Here is a 20337-nt window from a genome sequence, read left to right as displayed (position 1 = left end):
TTTGACACTCACTCGGCGGGTACAGAGGTGTTAGCAACAAGGGTGCCAGCTCCGTGGCCGCTCTAAACAAAAGCTCTCCTGTGCTTTTGTTTGCCAACCTGTTACGTGGCGAACAAGTACGCTTCCACGTCCATTCCGGCGTCACGCATCTGCGCCAGCTTGTAGCGCAAGGTGCGCGGGCTGATGCCCAGCCGCTCGGCGGCTTCTTTGCGACGACCGCGCTCGGAGCGCAAGGTGTCAATAATCATCTGGAATTCACGGCGCCGCAGGTCATCGCCGAGAGCGCCCGCCGATTCGGCTTCGACTTCTATTGCGCGCACGGGCGTCGGCGCCAATGTCGGTAACGGCGCACACACCACAGGCCCGGCCAGACAGAAATCCTGCGGCTGGATCAAGCCGCCCTGCTGCAGAATCAAGGCACGCTGGATCGCGTTATCCAGTTCACGCACGTTGCCCGGCCACGGATAACTGATCAGGCACGCCTGCGCCTCGGGCGAGAGCTTCGCCGCGGCATGCTTCATTTTATTGACGTGTTTGGCCAGCAGACGCTCGGCCAGCGGCAGGATGTCGGCGGTGCGCTCGCGCAGCGGACGCCAGGCCAGCGGAAACACCGACAGGCGATAGTAAAGGTCTTCACGAAAACGCCCCGCCGCCACTTCAGCGGCCAGGTCACGGTTGGTGGTGGCGACCACTCGGATGTCCAGCGTGATCGGCTTGCGTGCGCCGACTCGCTCGACTTCACGCTCCTGCAATACCCGCAGTAATTTGGCTTGAAGGCCGAGGGGCATTTCGGAGATTTCATCGAGCAGGATCGTGCCGCCATCGGCCTGTTCGAACTTGCCGGCCTGCGCCGCGATGGCGCCGGTGAACGAACCCTTTTCGTGACCGAACAAGGTGGCTTCGAGCATGTTGTCCGGGATCGCTGCACAGTTGATCGCAATGAACGGCTGGCTGGCGCGGTGAGAGTGCTGATGGATGTAACGCGCCAGCACTTCCTTGCCGGTCCCGGACTCACCGGAGATCAACACCGTGGAATCACTGCGCGCCACCCGCGCGGCCAACTCCAGCAATTGCGCACTGGCGGGCTCGAACGCCACAGGCCCTTCACTCTCGGTCGCGCCGAGATTGCCCAGTGCGTGACGCGCCACCAGATCGAGCAAGGCTTTGGGTTCGAACGGCTTGACCAGATAATCCGCCGCGCCCTGACGCATGGCGTCGACCGCGCGCTCGACAGCGCCGTGAGCGGTCATCAGCAACACCGGCAACTGCGGCTGACGAGCCCGCAGCAATCCCAGCAGTTGATGACCGTCCATGCCCGGCATGTTGACGTCACTGAGCACCAGGTTAAATGCCTCGGCGCCGACCGCTGTCAGTGCCTCCTCCGCCGAACCGACCGCCGTGTAATCGTGCCCGGCAAGCAACAGCGTATCGGCCAATGCTTCCCGTAGCGCGCGGTCATCCTCGACCAGTAAAACCTTGATGGCCATGTCCTTCACTTCACTCCCTGAGCGCTAGGCTGTTCACCCGAAAAAAGCGGCAAGATCACCTGCGCGCAAGTGCCGCGACCCGGCCGCGAACGCAACTGCAATTCTCCCTGATGAGCACGGGCCACCGCCTTGACCACGGTCAGACCCAGGCCGGTGCCGGTGGTTTTAGTGGTAAAAAACGGCTCACCCAAACGCGCCAGCACCTTCGTGTCGATGCCACTGCCGCTGTCGCTGACGCACAAGCGCAGGTTATTGCCGCGGGTATACAGGTGAACCTTCAAACGAACATCGCCGGCGCTGGCCTGAACAGCGTTCTCGATCAGATTGAGGATCGCCCCAACCAAGGTGTCGCGATTGCACAACAACTCACCGGCATGACTGTCGCACTGCCAGCGAATCGGCAGGTCCTGAACATGGGTCAGCGCTGCCGCTTGCAGCGACTGCATCAGCATCTTGGGGGTGACGCGATCGGTCAGCGGCAGCTCGCCGCGAGCGAACACCAGCATGTCGCGAACCTGGTGTTCCAGCTCATGCAAACGTTCTTTCAGGCGCCCGGCAAAACGCTGCTGGGTCTCGACCGGCAACTCCTGCTCAGTCAAATGACTGGCATAGAGCAATGCAGCGGACAACGGTGTGCGAATCTGATGAGCCAACGACGCGACCATACGACCCAGAGACGACAGCCGCTCATGACGAGCCAGTTGATCTTGCAGGTGACGGGTTTCAGTCAGGTCGTTGAGTAGCACCAACTGACCGGGCTCGGCATCCAGCGAGCGCGTGGCGATCGACAAACGCCGACCGTCCTTGAGGGAGATTTCATGACCGTCGTCTTCGCGCGGTGCAAAGCATCGGGCAATCACATGACGCCACAGCTCGCCTTCGAGGGGCTGGCCGAGCAGTTCGCTTGCGGCGGGATTGGCTTCGCGCACGATGCCTTGGGCGTCGATGACGATGACACCGCCAGGCAACAGATCGAGGAGATTTTGCAGGCGATTAGCCAGGCGTTCTTTTTCCGCCAGCTCCTGCATGCGCTGAGCACTGACCACCGCCAGCTCCCCCTTAAGCTCGGTGACCCGGGCTTCGAGCATGCTGTAGGAATCGGTCAATTGGCTCGACATCTGGTTGAACAGCGCAAACGCCTGCTCAAGGCCAAGCCCGCTTGCCTGCTCTACGGACGACGGTTGCCCCGGAGCATCAAGGGCAGGAGACATCTGGGCGGCTTGGGGCATCGGACTCTCTCGCATGGTTGACCGTCAGTTAAACGGAACGTTGCGAGGGATGTAGCAATACCCGTGCCTAAAAAAAACCGCCTATAAATGAAGGAGTTGAAAAACAGGCGTCAATCATCCGCCTGTTCATCACCGTCACGACGACTCATGCCGTACTTGCGCATCTTCTCCACCAGCGTGGTGCGACGAATCCGCAGCCGTTCGGCCGCCCGCGCAACGATGCCATTGGCATCATCCAGGGCCTGCTGAATCAGCCCTTGTTCCAGACCGCCGAGGTAGTCCTTCAGGTCCAGGCCTTCCGGCGGCAGCAGCGCATTGGCGGTGAAGTCCGGGGTATGACCGTTGATGGCCACCCGCTCTTCAAGATCGCTGCGCAGGCTGTCGACCAGTTGCTCGTCTTCGTCATCGACGTAGCGGAATTTCTTCGGCAACTCGACCACGCCGATCACCCCGTACGGGTGCATGATCGCCATGCGCTCCACCAGGTTGGCCAGCTCGCGAACGTTGCCCGGCCAACCGTGACGGCACAGCGACATGATCGCCGCCGAATTGAAACGGATCGAACCGCGCTTCTCGTGCTCCATGCGCGAAATCAACTCGTTCATCAGCAGCGGAATGTCTTCGACGCGTTCGCGCAAAGGCGCCATCTCGATCGGGAACACGTTCAGGCGATAGTAGAGATCTTCGCGGAAGGTGCCGATCTCGATCATGCTTTCGAGATTCTTGTGGGTCGCCGCAATGATCCGCACATCGACACTTTGGGTCTTGTTGCTACCCACGCGCTCGAAGGTGCGTTCCTGCAAGACACGCAGCAGCTTGACCTGCATCGGCAGCGGCATGTCGCCGATTTCGTCGAGGAACAAGGTACCGCCATTGGCCAGCTCGAAACGCCCGGCACGACTGGTGATCGCTCCGGTGAAGGCGCCCTTCTCGTGGCCGAACAATTCGCTTTCCAGCAACTCGGCCGGGATCGCCCCACAGTTGACCGGAACGAACGGCGCGTCACGACGCTTGGAGTGGTAGTGCAGATTACGCGCGACCACTTCCTTGCCGGTCCCGGACTCGCCGAGGATCAGCACACTGGCGTCGGTGTCGGCGACTTGCTGCATCATCTGCCGGACGTGCTGAATCGCCCGGCTGGTGCCGACAAGGCTGCGGAAAAGATTGGGTTCACGGTGACGACCACGCTCACGGGCCTGGTCATACATCTCGCGATAGACCTGGGCACGGTGCAACGAGTCGAGCAATTTGCTGTAGCTGGGCGGCATTTCGAGAGTCGAAAGCACTCGGCGACGCTGGTCTTCCGGCAAGTCAATGGAAGAATTATCGCCCATTAACAAAACTGGAAGGAACTCATCCCAGGTTGAGAGTGTCTTTAACAGGCCCAAAAGTGCACCAGGAGCATTTACCGTCCCGATGAGGACACAGATTACTTCACGACTTGATGACAGAGAGCCGACCGCCTGCTGCCAGTCATGGCTGCCACAGGGTAAATTTTCTTCGCCGAGAAAATTTAAAATCACCGCCAAATCGCGGCGGCGGACGCTATCGTCATCAATCAGCAGAATTTTGGTTTCACGCCACATGCAATAGCAACTTCCCTAGTCAACTCAATGCCCAAAATGAGGGGCAAGCTAGACGCTTGCAGACACGTTATGCCTGTAGACGCCTGAAATCTGGAACCAGCCACTAGTTAAGTCAAAAAACCGTGCACAGTCAAATTTATGGCGCACTATGTTTGGATTAACTGAGGGTTAACTACCCAAACAGATGGTAAACCTTTGCCGCGCTCTGCGCTTGGTGGATCTGCGACATCTCGTCGACTATCGCCTGGCGCTCCCCCGTCGCCGCCTCCAGAAGCTGTTTATACACCCCCAGCAACTCCTCAAGGTTGTCGCGCAACGCGGCCTCGTCCACCGAAGCTTCACTCAAGACGTCTTCCATGCAGGAACGGCATGCCAGGTCCAATTCACCAATGGCTTCCCAGTTGCGCTCGGCCAATGCCCCGACGAGGGCATCGCGGGTCTGTTCGATTCGCTGCAAGACAAGACTCATGGTGATCTCCTTAAAACTGCGGACCCGGCGCGGCAATGGCATCCCAACCGTCCTTGACCGTGCGAAGCAGGTCGGCGACTTCGTCGAGGATCGTAGCGTCGTTGCGGATGTTGGCGTCCGTCAGGCGCTTAATCATGTAGACATACAGATTGTCCAGCTTACCGATCGTTTCGGCCGAATTCTCACGATCCAAACCTTCACGCAGACCGCCGATAATGCCAATGGCCTTGCCGATGGCCAGACCTTTGTTGGCAATTTCCTTGCGCTCCATCGCGCCTTTGGCCTGGGCGATTCGATCCAGACCGCCTTCCATCAACATCTGCACCAGACGATGGGGGCTGGCTTCGGAAGTCTGGGCCTGGGCACCGATCTTCTGATACTGCCGAAGGGCTAACATCGGGTTCATGCTGTACCTCGTCACAACTCAAAAGTTTGTATATTCAGGGTATCGACGTCGCGTCAAAAAACTTTAGGCCAAAGCAAAAAAGCCCGGCATGCTTGAAAAAGCTGCCGGGCTTTTGTCACTCGGAATGCTACGAGTTGTTTTTCTGGGCGTTCATCGCCTCAAACATCGACGTGATATTGGCCGCGGTCGCCTTGAGCTGGCCTACCAGGGTGTCCATCGCGTTGTACTTTTTGGTCAGCGCCTCGGTCAACGAAGCAATCCGCGAGTCCAGAGCCGCTTGCTGGTTGGACAGCGTGGTCGTCACAGCATTGAGACTTTTCGTGCGCTTGTCCAGCAGACCATCGGTCGTAACGTAAGGATCAACCGCTGTCTTCATGCGTGCCAGCAAACCGGTATCACCGGAAAACAGCGACTGGATTTCACCGCCCAGCTTTTTATCGTCCATCGCCGCGGTGAACTTGGTAGAGCTGAACTCCAGCGTACCGTCAGCCTGTACGGTGTTGATGCCCAATTGCGACAGCACCGAAAGCTGACTGGTGGAGCCCGCCGGTACAGTTACCAACTCATTGCGTATGGCCGACAGCAACGCACGCGCAGAAGCATCACCAGTCAACGGAGCGGTCACCGTCAGGTTGCCATCAGAATCCTTGGTGGTCTTGGTCAGCGTGTTAACGGTCTTGACCAGAGTGTTGTAGGCGTCGACGAACGTCTGTAACGACGTCTTCAGCCCGCTGGTGTTGGTCGCCACAGTGACGGTCGATGTACCAGGCGCAACCAGGGTGAAGCTCAAACCGCTGACAGCGCTGTCAACCTTGTTGGACTTGCTGGTCATGCTCATGCCATCGACCGTGAAGGCCGCGTCGACAGCCAGCGCAGAAACATAGCCACCACTGCCGGCCGTCATCGGCTGAGTACCATCGACCGCCAGCTCGGCGATCCCGCTGACAACGATATCCGAGCCCGCGCCAGTGGTGGTCGAGCCGATAACCATACGCGATCCACTGCCATCGTTGACAATGTTGGCAGTGATACCGCTGGCTTGCAGCTTGGTGTTTATTGCATCCCGAACGGTCTGCAACGTGGAGTTGGCAGGCACATCAACGGTGTAATCAGTGCCATTTTGACTGATGGTCAGCGTACCAGTCGGAATAGCACTGCTGGCGCCGCCGGCAAAAGTAGCCGTGGCGACTTTGGAACTGGTGGCCAGCTTATCTACAACGACCTGGTAGTTACCGGTAACGGCGGTGTTGTCCGACGTCGCGGTGACGAATTTGGTCTCGGACGAGGTCGCAGCAAAACCCAGAAAGGCTGGCGTGGTCGTGCTGTTGAGGTTATTCATTGCAGTCTGATAGGCCTGCAACGCGGACTTCAACTGCCCGATTGCGGAAATCGAAGCCGTGTTGGCGGTCACCTGCTTGGTGATCTGGTTCTGCTTCGGTTCTTTATCAGCAGCCACCAGCGCCTTGACGATCGCTGCCGTATCGATACCAGAACCCAGACCAACGCCTGGTAGAATTACACTTGCCATCTGCTTCTCCCTTTCAGTGTGTCGCCGGCCTTTTGACCACTACAACGCCCAAAAGAACATAGCAACAAGTTTCGTGCCAGTTGTCAGACTTTAGCGCTGAACAACAGACTGCTTGCATCATTCAAACTGTTGGCCAGCTTCAGGACTTCTTCGTTGGGGATCTGACGAACCACTTCACCGGAGTCACTGGCAATCACTTTGACCACTACTTTTCCTGAAGCCTCGTCGATCGAGAACTCCAGATTGCGCTTGACCGACTGAACGAACTTTTCAATTTCCTGGACGGCCATTTTCAGTTGGTCCTGCTCGGTTCCCGCGTCTTTCTTTTCATCCTTGACCGGCGCCACGGCAGCAGCATCGGCTCGAGGCTTCTCCGCTGGCGTATCAGCAACAGTCGTCGCTGGCTTCGCAGCCGGATAAGACAAGTTCAGCTTCACGCTCATATCCATGTCCATCACCCCTTAAAGTGAAAAAGCGAGAGAGCACGACCAGCGCACTCTCCCGCCAAAACTCACCCGGCTATTACTGAAGCAGCTTCAGTACAGCGGATGGCAGTTGGTTGGCCTGAGCCAGAACTGCGGTGGAAGCTTGTTGCAGAGTTTGCTGCTTGGTCAGCTGAGCGGTTTCTGCTGCGAAGTCAGTATCCTGGATACGACCTTGAGCGGCAGTGGAGTTCTCAGCCATGTTCTGCAGGTTGTTGGTGGTGGACTGGAAGCGGTTTTGTACAGCACCCAGGTCAGCACGAGTGTCGTTGATAGTCTGCAGGGCGGTGTCGATTGCGTCGATTGCGGCCAGGGAAGCAGTGTGCGCGGCAGCGTCGGTGGTGCCGGAGATTGCGATGGTGCCGGTATCAACACCCAGAGCACTTGCAGCGAAGCTGCTGCTCATTACAACGCTGATCTGCTGGTCTGCACCAGTCATTGCGCCAACCTGGAACTGCATGGTGCCGGCCGAGCCGTCCAGCAGGTGCTTGTTGGTGCCGAAAGTGGTGGAGGTAGCGATACGAGTCAGCTCGTCGGACTTCGCAGCGAATTCCTTGTTCAGAGCGGCACGTTCAGAGGTGCTGTTCGAGTCGTTCGTGGCTTGCAGAGCCAGTTCACGCATACGCTGCAGAATGTTGGTCGATTCAGCCAGTGCGCCTTCAGCGGTCTGAGTGATCGAAACACCGTCGTTGGCGTTTTTGATCGCTACGGCAGAACCGGTGATCATGGTTTGCAGTTTGGTAGCGATCTGCATGCCAGCGGCGTCGTCTTTAGCGCTGTTGATACGCAGGCCGGAAGACAGGCGAGTCATCGAAGTGCTCAGCGCGTCGGAAGCACGGTTCAGGTTCTTCTGAACGGTCAGCGAAGTGGTGTTGGTGTTTACAGTCAAAGCCATGACGAAATCCTCGTTGGTTGGGTACTGCGGCTTCCGGCCCTGGCAACCGCCGGGTGTGGCCTAGAGAACCTTCGTAATAGTTATCGTCGGGTTTGGGTGTTGCTTGAGGGGATTTTTGAAAATATTTGCCATCACACTGCCATCCCCAGATAAACCAAGGGCTAGCGGGCAGACGGGATGAAAAAATGACGCCAGAAAAGCACCGCAGACTGTGACAGGGCTCACAGTTGCGGCGCTAAAGGAGGAAGGGGAAGCAGAATCGACAGCTCTTGTTTAGCGCTCTTCAACTCTTTTCAACAACGCGACCACTTCATATTCCAGATAGTCGGCCAGACTCAACCAGTCCTGGCGCTCCTGACAGTCGAGCATGGTCATGAGCGTCTGCGCCCATTGCTGTCGCACCGGGGCTTGCGCCCCATCGAACGTCGACATGCATTGGCCGAACAATTCGACCATCGCCACGGCCCCCTCGACATCCCGCCCAAGTCGAAACAAAGAGGCGCACTGTTCGGCGCCGAAAACAAACGCGATGGCCTGACTCATTGCACAAACTCTGAATTGAAAGCGGTGCCGGCGATCATGGCGCCCGCCCGGCTGCTGTTGAAGAAACGCACCTGAGGGTGGCCAGCGATGTAGCGCTCCACCTCGCACAGATAGCTGCGGAAGTTGAGTTGTGTCTTGATGCGCTGCCCATTGCCGTCCAGCACCCAATGCCTGGCGACTCCCAATTGAGGCCCCAGATCGCCGTCCTTCCAGCCGGCGTGGGTCTTGTTCATCGGGAAGGCAAAGTCGGCCCCGAACAGGGTAATGCAGGTGCTGCCCATCTTGACCGCCAGGTCGATTGCCGGATGAATCACGCTGCCGCCGACAAACAACTCGGCCCGCGGAATCTGCTGCCGCACCTGGCTGTAGATCGGACTGGCGGAATAGCCAACATAACGAGTGCCCTGCCAGGCCTCAAGCACTGAGCAGTCGGTCATAGGAAAGTAGACCAGCCGGGTACCAGCAGAGTCTTGCGCAGGCAAATGACGTGCGGTGATTTTCACATCGAGGGTGACTACCACATCAGGTTTGATGCCCTGCTCCAACAATGGTCGATAGGCGGTGTCGACACAAATGAACAAGGGCCTCGGGGTTTGCTCGCGGATTTCCCGCATTTGTTGAAAATGCTGCTCCAGGCTAGGACCTGTCGCGATGACATAGATATCCCGACCCACTTGGGTCGCAAACAATTCAGCGACGTCTCGATCATTTCGCAGCAAAGGAAGACTGATCTGCAAACGTTCGATGATCTGCGGATCATCGGAGCAGAACTCACGATTGTTGAAGCTCAAATGTATTTCGCTGATCAAGCGGTCACGGATCTTCGCATTGAAGTCATCGGCCAGCACCTGTTCAGCCGGCAACGCGAAGAACGGCAGCTGGATTTCTGCCAGATCGCCGGCATACAGCAATTCGACTCGCGGATCGCTGAGCCACTGCTGTTGATCGAGCAGTTGCAGCACCAGCGCAAACACCGCACCGTTGAGGATGTGCACGTATAAACGCTCAAGCCCGGCGCGCTGCAGTAGCTCTATCTGCAGATCGCCAAGCCCGGTGCCGTAGACATGCACCACGGGGCTGTCGACTGGCAGGCTGTCGGCCTGAAGCCTGGCTTCGCGGGTGCGGTCGTGACGACTGGTCAGCTGGATGCCGTTGATGCTCAACGTCGAGCCCAGGCCTTCGACCAGATCAGCCCGCAACAGGCTCGCGTCTTCAACCAGCAACCGCGCAGACAGCAGCGGCCAGCGGCGCTGTATGACCTCGGCATTGCGCTCAAAGAACTCGCTCATGGAGCCTCGCTTTTAATTCGGGCAAAAAAATAGCGCTCAAGGTTACACCTTGAGCGCTTTTTTGTGCCTGGCTTTCTTTGACTAAAAAGCCCAGGTTCAAGGGCGATAGATGATCGCCGAACCCCAAGACAAACCAACACCGAAACCGCTGAGCGCCACACGCTTCCACTTGGAATCGAGCACGTGTTTTTCCAGCAGCAACGGAATGCTCGACGACACGGTATTACCGGTTTCGACCATGTCCTTGATGAACTTCTCTGGCTCACCCTCGAACCGCCGCGCCACGGCGTCGACAATGGCTGCACTGCCCTGGTGAATGCAGAAGGCATCGATATCGTCGGCCGTCAGCCCCGAGTCAGCGAGCAACTCATGCAAATGCGCCGGCACTTTGAGCAACGCAAAGTTGAACACCTGACGGCCATTCATGAAGAACACGCCATCGGTGACCTTCAGGTGCGGCGCGCCGGAACCGTCGGTGCCGAACTTGGCCTTGCCCAACTGCCATGGCGCGTCTTCGCCCATCCAGGTGGCAGTGGCGGCATCGCCGAACAGCATGGTGGTATTGCGGTCTTCCGGGTCGACGATCTTGGAGTACGGATCGGCGGTCACCAGCAAGCCATTCTTCAGGCCCGCAGCTTCCATGAAACCCTTGATGGCGTAGATGCCGTAGACGTAACCGGAGCAGCCCAGGGAAATATCGAACGCAGCCACTGTCGTCGGCAGGCCCAGTTTGTCCTGAACGATGGCGGCGGTGTGTGGCAGACCTTCTTCGTCACCGTTCTGGGTCACGACGATCAGCACGTCGATGGCTTCACGCTTCAATTCTGGATTGTTGGCGAACAGCGCGTTGACTGCTTCGACACACAGGTCCGAAGTTTCTTGCCCTGCATCTTTACGCGGCAGGAAAGCCGAACCGATCTTGCCCAGGATGAACTCTTCATCCTTTTCGAATTTTGCACCTTGTGCGTAATTGTCCACGCCGGCTACAGGAACGTAGCTCGCAATGCTCTTTATGCCAATCATTACGGCTTCCCAATAATAAACAGCCCAATACCACCGCTCGCAAGGATTCGAGGGGCGCCGACAAACAACAAATAACGTCGCCCTCAACGGGGTGACAGCGGGAAGAATAAAAGGCCATCACTGGGCTAAAAACAGTCCAGGCGCCATCTCCCCTTTTTATACAATACAGTGAAGATGCGCGTTATGACTCGCAGGTCACGCTATTTAGCCGAATCAGCCCCACAACAGCTTATTCGACCAGCGACCAGTCCAGCGGCGTTCCGCGCTTGATGGCCCGTCGGGCGCGGCGGCCCAGAAGGGTTTCAGCATGTTTTGGGGCGAGCCCCAGGCCAGGCCGGATGGCCCGCAGATTGGCAACGGTGAAAGGCTCACCGGCGGCCATGTCCTGAGTGACGTACAGCGAACGACGGTATACCAGAGACTTGCGCTCGGCCTCGGTCACGCCGTAATGCACCTGGCCCATGGCCTGCCAGGCACGTTCGGTTTCAATCACCAGGCTGGCGAGTTCGGCCGGTTCCAGGGAGAAACTGGCGTCCACCCCACCGGCGGCACGGTCGAGGGTAAAGTGTTTCTCCACCACCGTCGCCCCCAGCGCTACGGCGGCGACGGACACTCCGACGCCCATCGAATGATCGGACAAACCGACTTCACAGCCAAATAACTCGCGCAGATGAGGGATGGTGCGCACATTACTGTTGGCTGGCGTCGCCGGGTAGGTGCTGGTGCACTTGAGCAACACCAGGTCCTTGCAACCGGCCTCACGGGCAGCGCGCACGGTTTCATCGAGCTCGGCGATGCTGGCCATGCCGGTGGAGATGATCAGCGGCTTGCCGGTGGCAGCGACCCGCCGGATCAACGGCAGATCGGTGTTCTCGAAACTGGCGATCTTGTAGGCCGGCACGTCGAGGCTTTCGAGAAACTCCACCGCGGTGTCATCAAACGGTGTGGAGAACGCCAGCATGCCCAACTCTTTGGCCCGGGCGAAAATCGGCGCGTGCCATTCCCACGGCGTATGGGCCTTCTCGTACAGCGCGTACAGCGACGAACCGGCCCACAGGCTGTTGGGGTCCTTGATGAAAAACTCACCTTCGGACAGGTCCAGCGTCATGGTCTGGGCGGTATAGGTTTGCAGCTTCAAGGCATGCGCGCCGGCCTTGGCCGCGGCTTCGACGATTTGCAGCGCCACGTCCAGCGACTGGTTATGGTTGCCGCTCATCTCGGCAATGATGAACGGCGGCGCATCGGCACCGATCGAGCGGTTGCCGATCTTGAAACGGGTCATGGGTGATCCTTTAAAACGCGTGTGAACGCACAAGCACTCTGAGTGAAACCTGCCTCGCGGAAAACTTTCAGCGACGCCTGGTTGGCGGGCAACACCTGAGCGGTGATGGCTTGCAATGACGGCCAGTAATCGGTGACAAAGGCTTCGCCCCGCGCCAGCAGCGCCCTGCCCCAACCCAGGCCAATTCGGCTTTCGAACAGATAAATCGAGACTTCGGCCCGAGTACCGTCAAGGTCATAGCGCAACACACCGACCGGGCCATCATCCGCCTCGGCAATCAACAGCAGTCGCTGGGGGTTACTCAGGCTCGCAGCCAGCCAGGTCAGATGCCGCTGCCAATCGATGACGTGGCTGTCCAGCGACCAGCGCCGCACCGCCTCGGCATTACGCCCCTCAAACAACAGTTGCGCATCGTCCTGCGTGGCCCGACGCACCTGCAGTACCGCCCCCGCCAGCGCTGCCGCCACCCGCAACGCGCCACGGCCATCGACCAACTGCCGCGAACGCTCGGCCAGGCTCTGGCGAAAAACCTGATTGCCCACGACAAAACCGATGGCCTGGCGCAACTGCTCGACACTGACGTGCTCGCGGTTGCCCAGGAACACATGAGCCCCCGAGGTCGCCATCACCTCGCCGTTGGCCTGCTGATTATTCGATACCGCAATGCAGATCGTCGGCAGCCCCATGGCCGCCCGCTCCCAGCTGGTACCGCCGCCGGCACCGATGAACAGGTCGGCCTCGGTCATCAGCCGGTAAAAATCGCTGACAAAACTGTGCAGGCGCCAGTTCGGACGATACGCCGCCAGCGCCTGCATCTGCTCCCAGGCCGGGTTGTCGGCGCCCGCGACGAAATCGACCTCCAGCTCATGGAGGTCCGCCAGCGCCAACATCGCGTGATGGGTCTGCATGGCCGCATCGAAGCCGCCGAAATTCACCAGTACTCGCCTGGCTCGAGGTTTGATCTCGATCGCCGGGCAGCAGAACTCATCGCGCAACATCGCAAAACGTGGGCCGAGCAAGGCCTGGCAATCGGGCGTCAGCAGCGAGGCATAAGCCTCTGGCCTGCCCGACAGATTTTGATTGAGCAGCAGATCGACGCTGTATTGCCGAGTGGCCAAATCGTCCACCGCCGCGATTCGTGGAGCCCAACGGCGGGCTGCGGTCTGCCAATGGTGATCGAGACCATAGTGGTCGACGATGATCCAGTCGAAAGCCGGATGACTTTCCAATACTTGCCCCAGCGCAGCGATGTCCGCTTGCCACGGCAGCATCGCCTCGATGGCCTGCTGCGGGTCTTCATCGGGATAGCGCTCCGGCAGCGCGAAAGTCTCGAAATCCTCAGCCTGCAGACTGTCCAGCCGATGCCCCGGCAACTGACGACACGCGAAGGCAACATGCGCGCCCTGCTTGCGCAAAACCCTGGCCAGGGTCAGGCAGCGGGCGATATGGCCACTGCCGATGGTCGGCGACGCGTCGGCGCGAATCAGTACTCTCATTGCAGTTCACCACCCGCTTTCAAGGCGGCGTAGAGGTATTCGGCACGCGTCCAGTCCTCAAGCGTGTCGATATCCTGCACTAAATGCCGCGGCAGAATCACCGGCAGGCTTGCCGGCGAGAACAGCACATCGCCACGCAACCAGGCCTCGCTGCGCCCCCAGTAGAACTGGCCGGCATCTTGAAAAGCTTCGGGCAAGTCCTGGGAACGGGTCTCGCGAAATTCCGGGTAGAGCGAGGTCAAGGCGCCCTGCTCGTCGAGGGTCAAGGCCCGTTGCACCGGGAAGCCAAAACCGGCGACTGAAAACGCGAAGGATTTGTCCGGATGCTGCACCAGCAACTCATGCCCCTGACGCAGATAACGCGCCTGCAACAATGGCGCGGTCGCGTAGACGCAGCAGGCATAGTCGAACGGTGGCAATTGCTTCAAGGCATGCACGATCACCGCTGCGGTCCCGGTGAAATCGTCGGCCAGCGCCGCGGGCCGCATGAACGGCACTTGAGCCCCATGGGCCCATGCGACCTCGGCGATCTCTTCATCGTCGGTGCTGACGATCACCTGGTCGAACAGGTTCGACTCCAGCGCCGTGCGAATCGAACGGACGATCATCGGCACGCCGTCGAACGGCTTGAGGTTCTTGCGCGGGATTCGCTTGCTGCCACCACGGGCCGGAATGATCGCAACACAACTCAAGAGTCACTACTCCTCAAGGATCAGTCGTCGCAATTGCTCGACCACATAATCCTGTTGTTCATCGCTCAGCAGAGGAAACAGCGGCAGGCTGATGGCCTCGGCGTAATAACGTTCGGCTTCGGGAAAGTCCCCCTCGGCGAAACCCAGGTCGCGATAGTACGGCTGCAAGTGCACGGGAATATAGTGCAGATTCACCCCGACACCGGCCGCTCGCAAGCCTTCGAACACCTGTCGATGACTGAGGTTGATCCGCTCCGGCTGCAAGCGCACCACGTACAAATGCCACGCCGACTCGGCCTCGGGCTGCGGGCTGGGCAAGGTCAGCGGCAAGTACGCCAGCAACCGGTCATAACGGGCCGCCAGCTCACGTCGACGCTCGATAAAGCCATCGAGCTTGTTCAGCTGCGACAGACCGAGAGCCGCTTGCAAGTCGGTGATGCGGTAATTGAAGCCCAGTTCTACTTGCTGGTAGTACCAAGGGCCGTGGCTGGGTTCGGTCATCTGTTCGGGGTCACGGGTCATGCCGTGGCAGCGCAGGCGCTGCAAGCGCTCGGCCAGTTCCGGGCGATTGGTCAGCACCATGCCGCCTTCGGCGCTGGTGATGATTTTCACCGGATGGAAACTGAATACGGTCATCGCCGCGAATTCGCCACACCCCACCGGACGCCCGGCATAGGATGCGCCGACCGCGTGGGAGGCATCTTCGATCACGGTGAAACCATAGCGCTCGGCCAATTCAGCGATCATGCGCATATCGCAGCTCTGCCCGGAGAACGCCACCGCTACCAGCACTTTCGGTAGTTTGCCGTCGCGCTCGGCGATTTCAAGCTTCGCCGCCAAGGTGTAGACGTCGAGGTTCCAGGTCAGCGGGTCGATGTCAACGAAATCGACATCCGCGCCGCAGTAGCGACCGCAGTTGGCCGAGGCCAGAAAGGTGTTCGGCGTGGTCCACAAGCGATCGCCTGGCCCGAGGCCGGCGGCGAGGCAGGCAATATGCAACGCCGCCGTGGCGTTGCACACCGCCACCGCGAAATCAGCCTGGCAACGCTCGGCCATGGCCTGTTCGAAACGCTCGATGGTCGGCCCTTGCGTCAGCCAGTCGGACTGCAACACGGCGACCACCGCATCGATGTCCGCCTGATCGAGGCTTTGCCGACCGTAGGGAATCATGCCGACAGCTCCGCGTGCAGGTCAGCGATCTGGCCGACCGACAGGAAGTGCGGGTTGGTGTCGGAACGGTACTCGAAATCTTCGCTCACCGGCCGGCCCTGCTCGCCCAGTTTGTCCACGGCAAAATCCACGTCGACGCTGGTGAAACGAATCGACGGCTGAATGGTGTAGTGATCATCGAACTCCAGGGTCATGCGTGCGTCGTCCAGCGGCACCATCAGTTCATGGAGTTTTTCCCCCGGACGAATGCCAACGTGTTTGTGCGGCAAATGCTCAGCCATGCCCCGCGCCAGATCGACGACGCGAATCGACGGAATCTTCGGCACAAACACTTCACCGCCGTGCATGCGGGCGAAGCTGTCGAGCACAAATTTCACACCGTGATCGAGGGTGATCCAGAACCGCGTCATGCGCTCATCGGTGATCGGCAGCTCTTTGGCGCCCTCGGCAATCAGTTTGCTGAAGAACGGCACCACCGACCCCCGCGAGCCGGCGACGTTGCCGTAGCGCACCACGGCAAAGCGGGTCTGCTGTTCGCCGGCAATGTTGTTGGCAGCCACGAACAGTTTGTCCGACAGCAGCTTGGTCGCGCCGTACAGGTTGATCGGGCTGGCGGCCTTGTCGGTGGACAGCGCGACGACTTTTTTCACGCCGTTGTCGATGGCCGCAGCAATGATGTTTTCCGCACCGTTGACGTTGGTGCGGATGCATTCGGTGGGGTTGTATTCCGCCGCCGGTACTTGCTTCAGCGCCGCGGCGTGCACCACGTAATCGATACCGCGCATGGCCTGACGCAAACGCTCGGCGTCGCGCACATCACCGATGAAGTAACGCATGCACGGCGCGTTGAACGTCTGCTGCATCTCGTATTGCTTGAGCTCATCGCGGGAAAACACCACCACCCGCTTGGGCTGGTATTGCTCCAGCAACCGGCGGATGAAATTGCGCCCGAACGAGCCGGTACCGCCAGAGATGAAAATCGATTTACCGTTGAACATGCCTTGAGTCCTTTTACCTGTCAGCAGGCTTATGCGAGCAACTGCGCCCAGTTCACACTGGTGGGTTCGCCGAGGGTAAAGCCCTTGCCAGTCAAGGCCAGGTTCTGGTTGTATGCCGGGTCCTGCTGGAAACGCGCCTGCCACTTGTCGCGCAGGGCATCTATGGCCTGTGGCGTCTGCGTCAGGTTGCCCGGATGGAGAATTTGCACTTGCGGTGTCCAGACCGTCAGGAACCCGGCATTGGATACTTTCAAGCACAGATCGACATCGCCAAGGGCATTCTCGAAATGCTCTTGATCCAGACCGCCCACCGCCTCGTAGAGGTCTTTACGAATCATCAGGCACACACCAGAGACTGCCGAGTAGTTCTGCTCGACCACCAGCCGCTGCATATAGCCGGCAGCGTCTTTCTTCTCACCGACAAAGGGCGAACTCACTTCGCCATTCAGGCCTAGGATCAAACCGGCGCCGGTCACGTTACCTTCAGCGTCCACCAGTTTGCCACCCACCACGCCGACTTCCGGACGCTGCGCCTGATTGAGCAACGACTCGATCCAGTTGGCATTGACCACTTGGGCATCAGCCGCCAGCAGGACCAGGAATTCTCCCTGCGCCTGGCGAATGACGGCATTGTGCAGCGCTGACAGACTCAGCCGCTGCTCGGCCCGGACTACGCGAATCCGGCCGCGACCGTTCTGCTCAAGGTTATCGAGCCAGGCAATCAACTCGGGCGACTGGTTATGATTATCGGCGATCAGCAATTCATGATTCTGGTAGCGCGTACGTTGCAACACGCTGACGATGCAGCGCTGCAGATCAGCGACATTGTCCTGGGCGACGATGATGATCGACACTTGCGGACGATCGCTGTGACGGTAATCCACGCGGTATGTGCCTTGCGATTCGGCGCTGACTTGAGCCTGATAGCCGCGGGTTCCCAGGTGGCGAACCAGGGTCTGGCGCTCATGCTCGTTAGCCACCTGCGCGGGCGCCTGGCAAATCAGCAAGGGTTCCGAGAGATGGGCAAGGCCCGCGAGCCCCCCCTCTTCAATCAAGCGCAACAGCAGATCGAACTCCACGGCCTGACTGAATTCACGGCTGTAACCACCGGCTTCGACCCACACATCGCGACGAATCAACCAGTGCCGCGCCATCAACGAAGGGGCACTTTGCAGCAGATCCAGGTTGAAGTCCGGACGGAAAACCGGTGTCAGGGTCCCGCTGGCCCGACGATGGACTTCATCGGCGCAGACTGCCCGACACTCAGGTGCCGCAAGCAATTCAATACTGGCCTGCATCAAACCACTGGAGGTGAACTCATCGCCCGCCTCGGCCAGTAACAGCCAGTCGCAACGGGTGTTCGGCACCACCTGATTGAGCTTGTCGACGCAGTTGTCGGCGCTGACCTTGACGAAATGCAAGGTATTTTCCAAAGTGGTGGCCGAGGTGATTTCGCCGGTGGTGAACACCACGACCTGGAAGGCACGGAAGTGACTGTCCAACAGGCTGTCGAAAGTCACCTGCAACTTGTCAGAATCGTTGTTCAGGTCCAGCAACAGAATGCAGAACCGTGGACTGCCGCCCTTCGCCGTCAGATAACGGGCAATCGACGCGGCTTGCTCGGTATCAGGCCCTCGCGCCTCCAGCCAGTTGAGCAATTGCCCGGTCGGCATTTTGTCCAGCAACACGCGGCTGTCCTGAGTTGATACCCCATCCAGACGTTCAGCCCAAGCCGAGAGCACGTCAGCCTCTTCGGTCTCGCCGCTGCTACGCAGTGTCAGCGCCAGGCGCTTGACGACTTTGCGGTTGAACGCATTGCACGACAGGGCCTTCCACAGACGGGCTTTGATTGTCCGTTCAGTGTCATTGCCATGGGTGCGCAGCAATTGTTCCTGTTCCAACAGCACGGCTTCGAGGCGTTCGAGCTGCAGCTTCCCCGCGGGCATTGCGTGCAAGAGGAATTCGAACTCGGTCAGGCGATCGAAGAAAGGTTGGTTGTAGAACGGCATCTCAACGAACTGGGTCGGGCCAAATTCGCGGATTGGGCCCTTGAACGGGTCATTCCAGATTGAATGAAAAATGGGTTGAGTGGTCAGCGAGCGTCGCTGCAACAAGCACTGCGACATGGCGGCAAAACTTTCCAGTGCGAATTCGCGAGTCTGCACTTGATCGCGACCGACAATCGCGGTCGGTATGGTGGACAGAAAGTCGGCAAATTTCTCCCGCTCGGCCACGGATTTGGCATCGGTGAAACTGAGCACAAACACCACCTCGGTATTGTGTTCCGAGCCTCCATAGTTGGCTTCGCGCACCACGTAAGGGATCGGCAGGATCCGCGCCTTGGCGCAGGCCAGCAGGTAATACACATGACCGATTTCCTGCCACTCGAAACTCAGCTCTTCAGGCATCAGGTCGTACCACTGACGCAGCAGCTCAGTACGCGTGACAGCGAAGAATGGCGGAATGAACTGGCCCATATAGTCCAGGACCCGGTCTTCAGCTCGCTCGCTGGCGTAGTCTTCCTGAACCTTCTTGTCGCGGCGGTAGTAAGTCACCCGGGTCGCTTCGGTCAGGTACATCATGCAGTAGCCATGACACATGCCGTAGTCCGGGTTCGCTTCCAGAAACTCCACCGACTCGGTCAACGCACTGTGCAGTAGGAAATCGTCGTCGGCGGCAAATGCCATATATGGCGTAGTGACCAGGCCAATGCCGTGCTTGAGCTTGGCCTGGAAACCCAGGTAAGAGAACTGCGGCAAGTGCAGGTACTGAACGTGCGGATAAGCTTCGACGATTTGCGTGTCCGGCTGGCTGGAAGAATCCAGCACAATGATCGTGCACGGATAACTGCTGTAGTACTGCAGCGTGCGACGCAAAAACGCCGGCCGGTTGTGGGTCGCCAGCAGCAGCGTAAAACGCTCGCCGAGTGGCGCAACGTGTTCAGAACCAAAATGACCTTGCATACCTTTCCCCACAGCCGACGAAGCGCCCGATGAACTCAATGACATGATGTTGCTTAACGAACCCGACGCAGATAACCGTCCGGCGCCACAGTAATCAGCAGCTTGTTCTGCAACTGACGGTCGATCTCGAAGTCCTTGTTTTCTTCCAGGTACTTCCATACGGCAGTTTTCGGGTTATCGCCCGGGCCCCATGGACGATCCGGGAAGAAGTCGGCCGGCATGTCCTCAACCACGGTGTCCATTACCACGCAGTAGCTGTCCACCGACACCAGTGGCGCGTACAGACGCAACTCTTCGAGCACGTGATCGTGAGTATGGTTGGAGTCCAGCACCAGAATGACTTTCTTGCCTTCGGCCGCGGCACGCACTTGTACGGCGATCGCAGGATCAATGCTCGAACCCTCGATCATCTTGATGCGTTTGCTCATCGGGTGGCTTTCGATGGCTTCACGGTTGTGCGGACGAATGTCGAGGTCTATGCCCAGCACTTCGCCGTGGCCTTGCAGTTCCAGCAACGATGCGTAGTAGATGATCGAACCGCCATGGGCGATCCCGCACTCGATGACCAGATCCGGCTTGACCTGCCAGATGATCTCTTGCATGGCCATCATGTCTTGCGGCAGCTGGATGATCGGACGGCCCATCCACGAGAAGTGGTAGCTGTATTTGTGCTTGGCCGATTCGTTGAAGAAATCCCGGGCCAGGCCGGTGAGTTTCTGGTCGTCACCCTGGCGGGCGATTTCGGCCTGGCACTCGGCTTCGAAAGCTTTATTGATGGTGTTGTCGGTCATTTTAGAAT

General features: G+C 58.9%; 18 protein-coding genes. All 18 read right to left on the bottom strand.

Translation table 11 applies throughout. The features are described 5' to 3' along the window. Positions 1-101: 101 nt before the first annotated feature. The 18 genes from PSH97_RS07930 to PSH97_RS07845 all read right to left on the bottom strand — a co-directional run bounded on the left by PSH97_RS07930 (position 102) and on the right by PSH97_RS07845 (position 20329). Complete coding sequence (locus PSH97_RS07930) at positions 102-1487, bottom strand: sigma-54-dependent transcriptional regulator (protein ID WP_305448751.1); 1386 nt, start codon at positions 1485-1487, stop codon at positions 102-104. Between the two features lie 5 nt (positions 1488-1492). After that, complete coding sequence (locus PSH97_RS07925) at positions 1493-2698, bottom strand: sensor histidine kinase (protein ID WP_305449762.1); 1206 nt, start codon at positions 2696-2698, stop codon at positions 1493-1495. A 128-nt stretch (positions 2699-2826) separates the two neighbouring features. Continuing rightward, complete coding sequence (locus PSH97_RS07920) at positions 2827-4302, bottom strand: sigma-54 dependent transcriptional regulator (RefSeq protein ID WP_007894189.1); 1476 nt, start codon at positions 4300-4302, stop codon at positions 2827-2829. A gap of 172 nt (positions 4303-4474) precedes the next feature. Further along, positions 4475-4771: a hypothetical protein gene (locus tag PSH97_RS07915; RefSeq protein WP_008006639.1), complete on the bottom strand. Its 297-nt coding sequence runs from the start codon at positions 4769-4771 to the stop codon at positions 4475-4477. 10 nt (positions 4772-4781) lie between these two features. Further along, a complete protein-coding gene (fliS, locus tag PSH97_RS07910; protein ID WP_305448750.1) occupies positions 4782-5177 on the bottom strand; it encodes a flagellar export chaperone FliS in 396 nt (131 codons plus the stop codon). A gap of 127 nt (positions 5178-5304) precedes the next feature. Beyond that, positions 5305-6705 (bottom strand): flagellar filament capping protein FliD, encoded by a 1401-nt coding sequence (gene fliD / locus PSH97_RS07905; RefSeq protein ID WP_305448749.1) that lies wholly within the window; start codon positions 6703-6705, stop codon positions 5305-5307. An 83-nt stretch (positions 6706-6788) separates the two neighbouring features. Further along, positions 6789-7154, bottom strand: coding sequence for a flagellar protein FlaG (locus PSH97_RS07900; RefSeq protein WP_305448748.1), 366 nt, complete (start codon positions 7152-7154; stop codon positions 6789-6791). 73 nt (positions 7155-7227) lie between these two features. Beyond that, positions 7228-8082: a flagellin domain-containing protein gene (locus tag PSH97_RS07895; RefSeq protein ID WP_305422662.1), complete on the bottom strand. Its 855-nt coding sequence runs from the start codon at positions 8080-8082 to the stop codon at positions 7228-7230. Positions 8083-8355: 273 nt separating this feature from the next. Continuing rightward, positions 8356-8625, bottom strand: coding sequence for a hypothetical protein (locus PSH97_RS07890; RefSeq protein WP_305448747.1), 270 nt, complete (start codon positions 8623-8625; stop codon positions 8356-8358). Further along, complete coding sequence (locus PSH97_RS07885) at positions 8622-9914, bottom strand: motility associated factor glycosyltransferase family protein (protein WP_305448746.1); 1293 nt, start codon at positions 9912-9914, stop codon at positions 8622-8624. Before PSH97_RS07885 ends, PSH97_RS07890 begins: the two co-directional genes overlap by 4 nt. A gap of 96 nt (positions 9915-10010) precedes the next feature. Continuing rightward, positions 10011-10937 (bottom strand): ketoacyl-ACP synthase III, encoded by a 927-nt coding sequence (locus tag PSH97_RS07880; protein ID WP_305448745.1) that lies wholly within the window; start codon positions 10935-10937, stop codon positions 10011-10013. Between the two features lie 229 nt (positions 10938-11166). Next, on the bottom strand, positions 11167-12219 hold the full coding sequence (gene pseI, locus PSH97_RS07875; RefSeq protein ID WP_305448744.1) for a pseudaminic acid synthase: 1053 nt from the start codon (positions 12217-12219) through the stop codon (positions 11167-11169). Next, entirely contained in the window at positions 12216-13715 is a 1500-nt protein-coding gene (gene pseG, locus PSH97_RS07870) for a UDP-2,4-diacetamido-2,4,6-trideoxy-beta-L-altropyranose hydrolase (RefSeq protein ID WP_305448743.1), read from the bottom strand. Before pseG ends, pseI begins: the two co-directional genes overlap by 4 nt. Further along, positions 13712-14407 (bottom strand): pseudaminic acid cytidylyltransferase, encoded by a 696-nt coding sequence (pseF, locus tag PSH97_RS07865; RefSeq protein ID WP_305448742.1) that lies wholly within the window; start codon positions 14405-14407, stop codon positions 13712-13714. The genes pseG and pseF overlap by 4 nt, the downstream gene beginning before the upstream one ends. 6 nt (positions 14408-14413) lie before the next feature. Further along, positions 14414-15577, bottom strand: a complete 1164-nt coding sequence (gene pseC / locus PSH97_RS07860) for a UDP-4-amino-4,6-dideoxy-N-acetyl-beta-L-altrosamine transaminase (RefSeq protein WP_305448741.1) — start codon at positions 15575-15577, stop codon at positions 14414-14416. Beyond that, on the bottom strand, positions 15574-16575 hold the full coding sequence (pseB, locus tag PSH97_RS07855) for a UDP-N-acetylglucosamine 4,6-dehydratase (inverting) (protein WP_305448740.1): 1002 nt from the start codon (positions 16573-16575) through the stop codon (positions 15574-15576). The genes pseC and pseB overlap by 4 nt, the downstream gene beginning before the upstream one ends. 29 nt (positions 16576-16604) lie before the next feature. Continuing rightward, positions 16605-19538 carry a TIGR00180 family glycosyltransferase gene (locus PSH97_RS07850; protein WP_305448739.1) on the bottom strand — a complete coding sequence of 978 codons (2934 nt, stop codon included), beginning with the start codon at positions 19536-19538 and terminating at the stop codon, positions 16605-16607. Between the two features lie 53 nt (positions 19539-19591). Continuing rightward, positions 19592-20329 (bottom strand): cephalosporin hydroxylase family protein, encoded by a 738-nt coding sequence (locus tag PSH97_RS07845; RefSeq protein ID WP_305448738.1) that lies wholly within the window; start codon positions 20327-20329, stop codon positions 19592-19594. Positions 20330-20337: the final 8 nt, after the last annotated feature.

The organism is Pseudomonas cucumis (assembly GCF_030687935.1).
Lineage (GTDB): Bacteria > Pseudomonadota > Gammaproteobacteria > Pseudomonadales > Pseudomonadaceae > Aquipseudomonas > Aquipseudomonas cucumis.
The sequence above is the reverse complement of the archived record's forward strand: the minus strand, read 5'-3'. Positions and strand labels throughout refer to the sequence as shown.

Excerpts from the sequence above, each read along its gene's own strand:
- PSH97_RS07920 (WP_007894189.1), bottom strand. The coding sequence starts at position 4,302 with ATGTGGCGTGAAACCAAAATTCTGCTGATTGATGACGATAGCGTCCGC.
- fliS (WP_305448750.1), bottom strand. The coding sequence starts at position 5,177 with ATGAACCCGATGTTAGCCCTTCGGCAGTATCAGAAGATCGGTGCCCAG.
- pseB (WP_305448740.1), bottom strand. The coding sequence starts at position 16,575 with ATGTTCAACGGTAAATCGATTTTCATCTCTGGCGGTACCGGCTCGTTC.
- PSH97_RS07890 (WP_305448747.1), bottom strand. The coding sequence starts at position 8,625 with ATGAGTCAGGCCATCGCGTTTGTTTTCGGCGCCGAACAGTGCGCCTCT.
- pseI (WP_305448744.1), bottom strand. The coding sequence starts at position 12,219 with ATGACCCGTTTCAAGATCGGCAACCGCTCGATCGGTGCCGATGCGCCG.
- PSH97_RS07880 (WP_305448745.1), bottom strand. The coding sequence starts at position 10,937 with ATGATTGGCATAAAGAGCATTGCGAGCTACGTTCCTGTAGCCGGCGTG.
- PSH97_RS07845 (WP_305448738.1), bottom strand. The coding sequence starts at position 20,329 with ATGACCGACAACACCATCAATAAAGCTTTCGAAGCCGAGTGCCAGGCC.
- PSH97_RS07850 (WP_305448739.1), bottom strand. The coding sequence starts at position 19,538 with ATGCAAGGTCATTTTGGTTCTGAACACGTTGCGCCACTCGGCGAGCGT.
- PSH97_RS07915 (WP_008006639.1), bottom strand. The coding sequence starts at position 4,771 with ATGAGTCTTGTCTTGCAGCGAATCGAACAGACCCGCGATGCCCTCGTC.
- PSH97_RS07930 (WP_305448751.1), bottom strand. The coding sequence starts at position 1,487 with ATGGCCATCAAGGTTTTACTGGTCGAGGATGACCGCGCGCTACGGGAA.
- PSH97_RS07885 (WP_305448746.1), bottom strand. The coding sequence starts at position 9,914 with ATGAGCGAGTTCTTTGAGCGCAATGCCGAGGTCATACAGCGCCGCTGG.
- PSH97_RS07925 (WP_305449762.1), bottom strand. The coding sequence starts at position 2,698 with ATGTCTCCTGCCCTTGATGCTCCGGGGCAACCGTCGTCCGTAGAGCAG.
- pseG (WP_305448743.1), bottom strand. The coding sequence starts at position 13,715 with ATGAGAGTACTGATTCGCGCCGACGCGTCGCCGACCATCGGCAGTGGC.
- PSH97_RS07900 (WP_305448748.1), bottom strand. The coding sequence starts at position 7,154 with ATGGATATGAGCGTGAAGCTGAACTTGTCTTATCCGGCTGCGAAGCCA.
- PSH97_RS07895 (WP_305422662.1), bottom strand. The coding sequence starts at position 8,082 with ATGGCTTTGACTGTAAACACCAACACCACTTCGCTGACCGTTCAGAAG.
- pseC (WP_305448741.1), bottom strand. The coding sequence starts at position 15,577 with ATGATTCCCTACGGTCGGCAAAGCCTCGATCAGGCGGACATCGATGCG.
- fliD (WP_305448749.1), bottom strand. The coding sequence starts at position 6,705 with ATGGCAAGTGTAATTCTACCAGGCGTTGGTCTGGGTTCTGGTATCGAT.